This window comes from Yersinia aldovae ATCC 35236 (genome assembly GCF_000173735.1).
GTDB classification, from domain to species: Bacteria; Pseudomonadota; Gammaproteobacteria; order Enterobacterales; family Enterobacteriaceae; genus Yersinia; species Yersinia aldovae.
Genome location: NZ_ACCB01000062.1, coordinates 1 through 10,679, shown reverse-complemented (window position 1 = coordinate 10,679; position 10,679 = coordinate 1). Strand labels below are relative to the sequence as shown.

Genomic DNA, 10,679 nt, shown 5'->3' with positions numbered 1-10,679 from the left:
AGTTATTAGTGTTGTGTATGGCTGTGAGTGTTGTGCTTATTTACTCTGTGGCAGAAATTAATTTTAGATGGAAAATAATAAACTCAACTTATATTTATAACTAATGCGATTTTTAGTGGTGTTATGCTTATATTTAAATATTAATAGACCGTTTTGTATGAGTTTTTATAGTGGTTTTATTTTTCTTAGAAATAGAAATAGAAATAGAAATAGAAGTATTAGTGTAACTGCGTGAGGTCATACATTACTGAAAGTAAAACAGTGAAAGAGTTTTGTAAGAACAACGGTGGTGTATTTTAATGAGGAAGATTGACGCATTAGAAGAGATAGAGGAGTAGTATCTTCTACTAGTCTTTATTATGAGGTTTTGTGATTTCTTCCTGAAACGTATAATTGCTAAGGAGTATAATGGACGTCAAATTAATTCAATTGCAGAAGCATGGTGATGAAAGAGGTCAACTGGTCGCACTTGAAGAAACTAAGAATATCCCTTTCTCTATCAAGCGTGTGTATTATATGTTTGAAACTATCAACGATGTACACCGTGGGTTTCATGCTCATTATAAGCTTCAACAATTAGCCATTCCTGTTCGCGGGGCATGTCGAATAATTCTAGATGATGGGTTCGAGAAAATAGAGGTCTACCTTGATAATCCAGCACAAGGACTTGCCATTGAACCCATGATATGGCATGAAATGTATGATTTTTCAGATGATTGTGTTCTGATGGTTCTTGCTGATGACTTTTATGATGAGAACGATTATATTCGAAATTATGACGAGTTTATAAGAGAGGCTGAAAAGAATGGATAAGATAAAAGGTAAAACTATTCAGCTTCGGTTAGCAAGTCCTGATGATGCTAGTTTTATATACTCACTACGTATAGATGAGAAATTAAATGAACATATATCAAAAATAAATGGTACGGAAATACAGCAAAGAGAATGGTTGATTAAATATAAAGATAGAGAAAAAATTAGTGAAGAATTTTACTTTATAATTGAGTTGCTTGACTCTGAAGTTCCCATTGGAACCGTGAGACTTTATGGTTTTTTAGGTCGTGAAAAATTTTGCTGGGGAAGTTGGATATTAAACAATAACAAAACTAGAACGTCAGCAATAGAAAGTGCATATTTAGTTTACCAGTACGCTTTCGAATATATTGGATTTGACTCCGCATATTTTCAAGTGGATAAAAAAAATAAAACAGTTACTTCATTTCACGAAAAAACAGGTGCAATTTTTTGTGGTGAAGATGATGTTAATAATAATTACGAATTCACACGTACTTGCTACGAACAGTTTAAATTAAAATTTAATCGTATAATCAATGGTAAATGAAATGGTGAAGTTTTTAGATTTAAAAAAAATAAATATGGCTCAGTCAGATGAAATACTCTCAGCTGTGAAGGATGTATTAGATTCTGGTTGGTATATAATGGGAGAGAAACTTAAAAATTTTGAGCATGAATTTGCTAGTTATTGTGGTGTGAAGTATTGTATTGGTGTGGCTAATGGATTGGATGCATTAATTCTTGTGTTGCGCGCCTGGAAAGAACTCGGTTTTTTGCAAGATGGCGATGAGGTTTTGGTGCCATCAAATACTTATATTGCATCTATATTAGCTATATCACAAAATAATTTAATCCCAGTACTGGTTGAACCTAATCCTGAGACATTCAACATTGATGTAAATTGTGTTCGTCGATTAATAACTAAAAAGACAAAAGCATTATTGCCAGTTCATTTGTATGGACAAGCTTGTCCTATGGCTGATCTAACTTTGATAGCTAAAGAGAATAATCTTCTGGTTTTAGAAGATTGTGCCCAAGCTCATGGTGCCGTAGTGGATGGAGTGAAGGTTGGTGCATGGGGAGATGCTGGCGCATTTAGCTTCTATCCGGGGAAAAATCTAGGTGCACTAGGTGATGCTGGAGCGATCACTACGAATAATGATGATTTAGCACAGGTTTTATATGCATTGAGAAATTATGGTTCACACGTAAAATATGAAAATAAATTTCAAGGGGTTAATAGTCGGTTAGATGAAATTCAGGCAGCAGTACTCAGTGTTAAGCTTAAACATCTAGATTTGAATAATAAGAAGCGCATGGAAATTGCAAATCGCTATTTAAATGAAATTATCTCTGACAGTATAATACTACCAAGTGTGAATGGAGGGAAGCTATCACATGTATGGCATTTATTTGTTATTCAAATCAGTAATCGCGAAAGTTTTCAGGCGTATCTAGCAGACAATGATATTCAAACTCTAGTCCATTATCCGATCCCGCCACACAAGCAAGTAGCATATAAAGATCTAGCGAAACTATCATATCCTATCTCAGAAAAACTACATGCAAGTGTTCTGTCTATTCCGATGGATCCAAGTATGTGTTCATCTGATGTTCAGCATATAATTAGTGTAATTAACCGGTGGCCAAATTGAATTTTGCACAGGTCACTATTCTAAGTGGGATTGTGACTTTGTTAAGGCTAGTTTGTGGTTTCTTTATTTCTAAGGTGGTAGCTGTATATACAGGGCCTTCGGGATTAGCTGCTTTGGGCCAGTTACAGAATTTTGTTACATTCATCAATGGATTTATTGCGTCTCAAGTTTCTCAAGGTGTAAATAGATATACAGCCGAGAATCGCCATGACTATAGTGCAGCTGCATTATTTTGGCGTGCAGCTCTTAAACTATCGATTGCTGCAAGTACAGTCATCATTATAATAGGTGTTTTGTTATCAGAAAAATTAGCTATATGGCTTTTTCATAATGAGAGGTTTTATTGGTTAATCATTTTAGCTTTGTTAGTTATACCACTGAATGTAGTTAATAGCTTATTTTTAGGTGTGTTGAATGGGCTGTCAGATTATAAACGTTACTTTATTGCCAATGTTCTTGCAATATTATCATCACTCGTTTCAATGTCTCTGTTGGTTTATTTCTATGGTTTGACTGGTGCACTTATATCTGCTGCTTTAAATAATGCAATTGCAGGTTTTTGGCTAGTGTTATTATTATATAGACAATATTGGTTTAGCGCCAAATATTGGTTTGGGCCTACAGAAAGAAAGAAACTACTCGAAATGAGGAATTATTTTTTTATGGGTTTAATTGGTGCATTTACAGGACCAATATCTCTTATTATAGTTCGCTCTATACTGTCAAATCATTTATCAATAACTGATGCCGGCTATTGGCAAGCTGTTTCAAAAATATCTGAAGCTTACCTGGCAGTGTTAACAACAGCTCTTACTGTGTACTACTTTCCAAAAACAGCAGCTGCAAAATTAAGGTCTGACTACCTAAGTATTCTCAAGAAAGGTGCTTTAGTTGTTATCCCAATGGCAGTTTTAATGTCTCTAACCATATACTTTATGAGAGACTTTATTATTTATTTATTGTTTTCAAAAGATTTTTATCGAGCAAATGTTTTGTTTTTCTATCAAAATATTGGTGATGTACTAAGGATTACCAGTTGGTTGTTCGCGACAATATTGCTTGCCAAAGGCTATTTTAAAACAAATGCAATTCTAGAAATAGTATTTAGTGCTCTGTTTCCGCTTTTGACATATCTACTTATTAATTCCTCTGGCTTGATAGCTGCGAGTTTAGCCTATATGTTAAATTATGGACTGTATTTAATTGTGGTTGTGTTTGTTTATGTCGCTCATTTAGGAAAGATATCAAATGAGTAATATATTATGTACGATTGTTGTTCCTGCATTTAATGAAGAGAATAATATAAAAAATATATTCTCTGTACTACTTAATCAGAGTTATAAATTTATTGAAGTTTTATTTATTGATGACGGTTCAACAGATCATACTCTAGATATAATAAAAAAATTAGTTTTAAAAGAGAATGAGATTACAGTTCGTTATATTAAACAAAATAATATGGGAGCTGCCGAAGCACGAAAAACTGGAGTTAAAAATGCAAATGGTAACTATATTGCTTTTGTAGATTGTGATGATTCATTGTCACAAGATGCTATTAGTTCTGCGATGAGTTATTTTTTTTCAACAAATGGAGCTATGGTTGATATTGCTTTGTTTAAGTTATTACATGTAAGTAATTCAGATAAAGTTGAGAGTGGCATACCCTTTCGGTTATATACTGATAAACCATTAGTTTCAGGAGTAGATGCATTTTGTGCCTGTATAGACTCTTGGGGATTGCATGGGTTCGGAATATACAGGAAAAGAATTCTATTAGAAAGTTATGCTTCTTATGAAAAGTTGAATAATAAGAATATAAATTATTTAAATAATGATGAAGTAATATCTAGGATATGCTATTCAAAAGCTAACTTAATAGCAACTAATTGTGGTGGTGTATATTTTTTTGTAAATAATCCTAACTCTACAGTTCGCAGAGTAAATAATAATTATTTTAAAGTTATTTATAATTCTGAAATGTTATTTAAATATATTTGTTTTGAATTTGATTCCTCTAACCACTTGGTAAAGAAAGCTCTTAATCTAGAAGTTGGCACTTTATGGGGAGTTGTATCAAGATACTATCAATGGAAAGATATAGGCATAGATAGAGAAGCATGGTCTAATGGTATCCAATATGGCTTGAAATGTTACCGAAGAAATATATTAAATAATATTCGTGGTGTGTCTTTTAAAGGAACTATACAATTTTTTTTAACCTGTATGATTATTTTTTGGAAATAGATTTTCATGTATAATCCATTAGTATCAATAGTAGTTGCATCGTATAATGCGGAGCTTTTTATCGAAGAAACTTTGGATAGTTGTATCAATCAGTTATATCAAAATATTGAAATAATAATAACTGATGATCATTCTAGTGATGCCACTGTAAATATATGTAATGAATGGATGAGTAAAAAAAAATCAAATAACAATAATGTTCGTATAATATTAATTTCTAGTGATGTAAATGAAGGTATACCGAAAAATTTGAATAAAGCTATTCCACACTGTCGAGGGGATTGGATTAAGTTCATTGGTTCTGATGATATAATTAAGCCAGATGCAATTACTAAATTAGTAAAGTATTCGGAGACTTTTAAAATTCGTCCAATAGTCATTTTTTCTTTTATTTGAGACGTTTGGTTCCGGAGTAAGGGTTAGCAATATCTATCCATTAGGATGGACAAAATATGTAATTAAATTAAAAGCCAGTTGGTATAAAGAATTTTTAGCAATGTTACATTTGAATAACCTTGCCCCAGCTGCATTTATTAATAGTTCTCTTTTTAGAGATGAGAGTCTCATCTTTGATGAGAAGTATGAATTACTAGAGGACCTTCCCCTTTGGCTTGAACTTATATGTAAAAAGAGGGATGTTGTTTTCTTGGATGCAATAACTGTAGAGTACAGGATACATCCGAAGCAAGTGACCACACAAAATTGTTTAGGAATTAACAAAAAACTTTTATCTGATTTGCTTCGACTAAATAATTTTAGATTAGAAAAAAAACATTATTTAGCTTATCTACACCATAAGTTTTATTTTTATTTAAACTCTCGTTTTCCTAGGCATTCTCGGTGGTTGAAATTTTTTGATCCGTTGCATGTAATGATCTATATATTCGATCGAATGGGACGATAAAAATGTATATGATTTTTGTATCGATCCCTTTATTACTTATTTCTACATTATGGAATAGGGTTAATTTTAGATTTAAAGTATTAATCTCAGTTTTATCTGTAATATGGTTATCAACAGCATTTTCTATATTCTATTTAAATGGAAATGATTGGAGTATATATTTTTTATCTTTCGTTGATGGTGGTGCTCCATTTTCTATTTTTGAGTTTGGTTTTGTTTATTTTTTCAAGTTTTTATTATATTTATCATTTGGAGATTTTGGAACTTCAATTTTATTATTCTATCTAATCTCTTTCTTTATTCTATCCTTTGCTCTCTTCAAAGTTAATTGTAATCAGCCCTATTTTTTTGCTTTTATAGTTTTAGTTTTTGGTTATTCTTTGATTTTAGAACAACTCAGGCAGTATATTGCTTGTATTATAGTGTTTTACTCGTTCTTGTGTTTTGTGTACTTACAAAAAGGGTACCTACGTTGGGTCATCGTTGCATCATGTTTTCATGCGTCAGCTATAGCAATAGTACCTATGTTTCTCCTCATGAGAATAAAAAATGAAAAGTTATTTTCTTTAATTTCTTTGTTGCTATCGATAGTTTTATTTTTATTTATTTTTTTATCTAGCCATGTATTTAGTTCGTTTTCAAGTTATAATTTTGTTTTTGAAAAAATAAATTATTATTTATCATCTCATGGTATTTTATTGAAATTTGGTTTTCTGAATATATTGGATTTTATTTTTATATTAGCTTATTTTTTAAATGTAATATATGGAAATGTAAAGTATAAAGATAACTTATTGGTTAGACTAATATATCTTGGTGCCATCATACATCTTTTTAGTTCTTCGATACCTTTCTTGGTCAGAATTTCTTATTACTTCTATTTTGTTGTTGTATTGTATTTCTCTTTGCAAAAAAATATATTTTCTAGATTCTTATGCCTCAAACTATTTAGAGCATATTGCTTGTTTTTATTTTTTATTGTTTTAAATCTAGCTTCTTATTTTAGAAATCCAAATGCACCTATATCATTTTATCAACTAGAAGTGAATTTTTCTTATATATTCTATGATAATAATAGACTTCATAATTTGGCACAAGAAAAGTGGCTTTCTTCAATAGAAGATAAAGGTTTGAGGTAATGACGAGCTATGAATATTTTATTTATAATTACAGGTCTTGGTCTCGGTGGTGCAGAAAGGCAAGTGTGTGACCTTTCGGATGAACTATCTTGCCAAGGGCATAATATCATGATTATCTGTTTGTCTGGCGATGTGATCTGTAGGCCTCAAAATTTAAAAATTAAAGTAGTTAATTTAAATATGCGAAGAACTTTTTTTGGGGGAGTAAAGTCATATCTAAAGGCACGTCAAGTCATAAAGAATTTCTCTCCTGATGTTATACATAGCCATATGGTTCATGCGAATATTTTTTCACGTTTATTACGGTTAACTACATATATCCCCATTTTGATAAGCACCGCTCATAGTAAAAATGAGGGGGGGCATATTAGAATGCTAGCATATCGCTTAACTGACTTTTTGGCAGACATCTCAACGAACGTGAGTCAGGAGGCTGTGGAAGAGTTCATAGCTAAAGGTGCAACCCGGAAAGATAAAATAGTTGCGCTTCATAATGGTATAGACCAAAAGAAATTCATATTTAATTCTGAATGGCGTGAAATAAAAAGAAAAGAACTCGGTGTGGGAAATTCAACGCCACTGTTGCTAGCTATTGGGCGATTAACTGAAGCAAAAGATTATCCTAATCTACTTAAAGCATTTGCATGTTTAGATATGGTACCAAAAGCTCAACTGGCAGTAATCGGTTCGGGGGAGTTAGATGGACAATTAAAAGAATTGGCTATAAATTTAAATTGCGACGAACGTATCTATTGGCTCGGAATGCAAACAAATGTAGAAGAGTGGTTATCAGCCTGCGATTTATTTGTACTTTCTTCTCGTTGGGAGGGCTTTGGCTTGGTTGTCGCGGAAGCTATGTCTTGTGAGAGACCATTGGTAGTAACTGATGCTGGAGGTGTTGCAGAAGTTGTGGGTAACTCACAACTTGTTGTTCCTGTTTCAGATAGTAAAGCGCTAGCGGAAAAAATAGCTGAAGTACTTAATTATTCTGACGAAGAAATTAATTTGATCTTATCAAAAAATAGACAGAGAGTGATTGATAATTTTTCTATAAAAAATATAGCGCAGCAGTGGCTGAAGATCTATAAGGTATAATATATGAAGGTGCTACTAATCGGAAATCAGTCTAGTACGATAGTCTTATTCAGGCAAAAGATTATTCAGGTTCTTGCTGAGCGTGGTGTAGGTGTTGAAACATTAACAATGGATAATGATCAAGAGAATTTTGATAAAATAAAAAAGATGGGAGCAAAACCTGGCTTCTATCAGTTTTCACGATCAGGGATGAATCCATTATCCGATTTTGTAAATACATATAGATTGTCGAAGAAAATAAAAGAAATTAAACCTGATGTTGTCCTATGTTTTTTTCCAAAGCCCGTTATATTTGGCTCAATTGCTGCTAAGGTTGCAGGTGTAAATTATATTTACTCACTTCTGGAGGGATTAGGTTTTTGTTTCACTGAACATTCACATGAAGACTCATGGCATAAAACAGTACTGAGGAAAGTACAAACTTGGTTATATAAATTTTCACTTCCACTGGCAAATAAAGTCTTATTTTTAAATAAAGATGATTACAGTGACCTCATTTTGCACAGCAATATTAAAGTTAAGGATTACGACATTATCGGTGGGATTGGAGTTGATCTTGATGGATATGCTTATCTTGAGCCAAAGGTGAAGAGTATTCATTTTGGGATGGTTTCACGCCTTCTTGTTGAAAAAGGTGTAAGAGAGTTTGTCCAGGCTGCAAAAATAGTAAAATCAAAATATCCGTTGGTACGTTTTAGCATAGCAGGTTCTGTTGATGATAACCCTGGAGGAATCAATCAAGCTCAAGTTGATGAGTGGAAAAATGAAGGTTATGTTGACTTTTTGGGGCAAGTTATTGAAATAAAGAGTTTCTTAGAGGGAGTTAGTGTTTTTGTATTACCTTCATACAGAGAAGGGGTTCCAAGAAGTACTCAAGAAGCAATGTCGATAGGAAGAGCCGTGATAACTACTGATGTTCCTGGTTGTCGGGAAACAGTTATTGACGGTTACAATGGATATTTAATCCCACCATGGGATGTGGCTGCTTTAGTGAATGCAATGGTTGCTTATATTGAAAACCCTAATCGCATTATTTCTATGGGAAAAGCAAGCCGTAAGATTGCAGTAGATAAATTTGATGAAAACAAAGCCGCAGAAATGTTAATTAAAATTATATCTGCAGATTTTAAAGAGCAGCCATGATTAAATATTAATTTAAAGAGATATCGCTAAAATTCTATTTTTTAGTAAAAATATTGCTTAATTCTGTCAAGAATTATAATACAGTTACTACAATGTCAAAACTCTTTTAGCTTATTGGATGTAAATAATGCAATTGAAGTTATCGATATTGTAAGGAAGGAGGTAAGTAAGGCTATTATTTTCTCTTGGCTGAAAAACACCCAGCGAATAAAGTAAATTACTTGATCTTCTTTTGAGTCGAATAAGTTGGTTGTTGCTAGATAGTTTTAAGTTGACATGAGAATATGTTACTACATATAGAACTTATATTCCTAATAAACTATCAATTAATATATTAACCTTTGGTCTGAGTGAGAGTTTTATACCTGTTTGTTTATATCAGGAATGAAATTAGCGAATATAAAATATGATATTTAATTATGTGATTACATCAGACTCTGAACCTCTAATAATTAAAAGTCAATGGCAGTAATAAAAGTGTATTGAGATGTCGAGAATAAATCGCATTAGAAACTTGATGTGACGATGTGAGATAATATTGTCACGTAAGAAGAGTAACCTAAGCTGAGTTATTATCAAATATTCGTTATAGAGCGATAAATATGCTGTTATAGGATAAAGTTTTTAAAGTTGCTCTGAAGATAAAAATATAAAAGTGGAATGGATGAGGGGAGTCTGTCATCGATCCTTATGGAGTGATGATTCTTCCCAGAAAGTGAACCATCCTAAATCGATGCCTGAATTTATTTTGCGACTAAACGAGTTGTAAATAAAATTGATCTAGAATTACGGAGATAGAATGGCTATTCTGGTTACTGGTGGTACTGGTTACATAGGTTCTCATACCGTACTGGCTCTCTTAGAACGAGGCGATGATGTTATTGTGATAGACAATTTATCTAATTCATTGAGAGAGTCTTTGTGTCGTGTCGAGGTTCTAACTGGTAAAAAAGTGACGCTTTATGTTGAAAATATTCTTAATAGAGATGCACTCAAAGCGATCTTTGCACAGCATCAGATAACAGATGTTATTCACTTTGCAGGTCTGAAATCAGTTGGGGAGTCTATACAAGATCCTATCTCATACTATGAGAATAATATGACCGGTAGCCTAGTTCTGTTGCAAGAAATGATTTTAGCTGGCATTAATAGTTTCATCTTTAGTTCTTCAGCAACAGTGTATGGTTATCCTGAAACGGTTCCTTTACATGAGGGTTGTAAAGTTGGAGGAACAACTAATCCTTATGGAACTTCTAAGCTGATGGTCGAGCAAATATTGCGTGATCTTGCGCATGTAAATCCTGAGTTCCGTATTACTTGCTTGCGCTATTTTAACCCTGTCGGCGCTCACTCATCTGGGATGATTGGTGAAAACCCTAACGGTATACCTTGTAATTTACTTCCTTATATTGCACAAGTGGCTATCGGAAAATTGGATTACTTATCTGTATACGGAGGTGATTATCCAACTAAAGACGGTACGGGTGTTCGTGACTATATACATGTAATGGATCTCGCTAGTGGACATCTGGCTGCTTTAGATCATAAGAATGATGGCCCATCTTTTAAAATATTTAATCTAGGCACGGGGATTGGCTACTCCGTTTTAGATCTTGTTAACACCTTTGAGAAAGTATCAGGCATTAAGATTAATTACAAAATTGTTGAACGGCGTTCTGGTGATGTTGCTAAATGTTGGTCTGA

General features: G+C 32.9%; 10 protein-coding genes. All 10 read left to right on the top strand.

Translation table 11 applies throughout. The features are described 5' to 3' along the window. The first annotated feature begins 408 nt into the window (after positions 1-408). Complete coding sequence (locus tag YALDO0001_RS18425; RefSeq protein ID WP_004705464.1) at positions 409-813, top strand: sugar 3,4-ketoisomerase; 405 nt, start codon at positions 409-411, stop codon at positions 811-813. Continuing rightward, the gene (locus YALDO0001_RS18420) at positions 806-1,342 is read left to right on the top strand and encodes a GNAT family N-acetyltransferase (RefSeq protein WP_042840528.1); all 537 of its coding nucleotides are present in this window, start codon (positions 806-808) and stop codon (positions 1,340-1,342) included. Before YALDO0001_RS18425 ends, YALDO0001_RS18420 begins: the two co-directional genes overlap by 8 nt. 1 nt (position 1,343) lies before the next feature. Then, entirely contained in the window at positions 1,344-2,450 is a 1,107-nt protein-coding gene (locus tag YALDO0001_RS18415; protein WP_004705462.1) for a DegT/DnrJ/EryC1/StrS family aminotransferase, read from the top strand. Next, a complete protein-coding gene (locus YALDO0001_RS18410; RefSeq protein ID WP_086016825.1) occupies positions 2,438-3,706 on the top strand; it encodes an O-antigen translocase in 1,269 nt (422 codons plus the stop codon). The genes YALDO0001_RS18415 and YALDO0001_RS18410 overlap by 13 nt, the downstream gene beginning before the upstream one ends. Beyond that, on the top strand, positions 3,699-4,694 hold the full coding sequence (locus tag YALDO0001_RS18405) for a glycosyltransferase family A protein (RefSeq protein WP_042840526.1): 996 nt from the start codon (positions 3,699-3,701) through the stop codon (positions 4,692-4,694). The genes YALDO0001_RS18410 and YALDO0001_RS18405 overlap by 8 nt, the downstream gene beginning before the upstream one ends. 6 nt (positions 4,695-4,700) lie before the next feature. Beyond that, positions 4,701-5,090 carry a glycosyltransferase family 2 protein gene (locus tag YALDO0001_RS20870; protein ID WP_042840529.1) on the top strand — a complete coding sequence of 130 codons (390 nt, stop codon included), beginning with the start codon at positions 4,701-4,703 and terminating at the stop codon, positions 5,088-5,090. A gap of 510 nt (positions 5,091-5,600) precedes the next feature. Next, positions 5,601-6,737, top strand: coding sequence for an EpsG family protein (locus YALDO0001_RS18390; RefSeq protein ID WP_004705459.1), 1,137 nt, complete (start codon positions 5,601-5,603; stop codon positions 6,735-6,737). Between the two features lie 9 nt (positions 6,738-6,746). Next, positions 6,747-7,832 carry a glycosyltransferase gene (locus YALDO0001_RS18385; protein WP_004705458.1) on the top strand — a complete coding sequence of 362 codons (1,086 nt, stop codon included), beginning with the start codon at positions 6,747-6,749 and terminating at the stop codon, positions 7,830-7,832. A gap of 3 nt (positions 7,833-7,835) precedes the next feature. Further along, the gene (locus YALDO0001_RS18380; protein WP_004705457.1) at positions 7,836-8,975 is read left to right on the top strand and encodes a glycosyltransferase family 4 protein; all 1,140 of its coding nucleotides are present in this window, start codon (positions 7,836-7,838) and stop codon (positions 8,973-8,975) included. Positions 8,976-9,774: 799 nt separating this feature from the next. Then, positions 9,775-10,679 (top strand): UDP-glucose 4-epimerase GalE (gene galE / locus YALDO0001_RS18375; RefSeq protein WP_004705456.1); only part of this gene is annotated, 905 nt, incomplete at its 3' end.

What these genes read in the sequence shown, in the direction of transcription:
- YALDO0001_RS18425 (WP_004705464.1), top strand. Translation starts at nt 409, where the DNA reads ATGGACGTCAAATTAATTCAATTGCAGAAGCATGGTGATGAAAGAGGT.
- YALDO0001_RS18420 (WP_042840528.1), top strand. Translation starts at nt 806, where the DNA reads ATGGATAAGATAAAAGGTAAAACTATTCAGCTTCGGTTAGCAAGTCCT.
- YALDO0001_RS18415 (WP_004705462.1), top strand. Translation starts at nt 1,344, where the DNA reads ATGGTGAAGTTTTTAGATTTAAAAAAAATAAATATGGCTCAGTCAGAT.
- YALDO0001_RS18405 (WP_042840526.1), top strand. Translation starts at nt 3,699, where the DNA reads ATGAGTAATATATTATGTACGATTGTTGTTCCTGCATTTAATGAAGAG.
- YALDO0001_RS20870 (WP_042840529.1), top strand. Translation starts at nt 4,701, where the DNA reads ATGTATAATCCATTAGTATCAATAGTAGTTGCATCGTATAATGCGGAG.
- YALDO0001_RS18390 (WP_004705459.1), top strand. Translation starts at nt 5,601, where the DNA reads ATGTATATGATTTTTGTATCGATCCCTTTATTACTTATTTCTACATTA.
- YALDO0001_RS18385 (WP_004705458.1), top strand. Translation starts at nt 6,747, where the DNA reads ATGAATATTTTATTTATAATTACAGGTCTTGGTCTCGGTGGTGCAGAA.
- YALDO0001_RS18380 (WP_004705457.1), top strand. Translation starts at nt 7,836, where the DNA reads ATGAAGGTGCTACTAATCGGAAATCAGTCTAGTACGATAGTCTTATTC.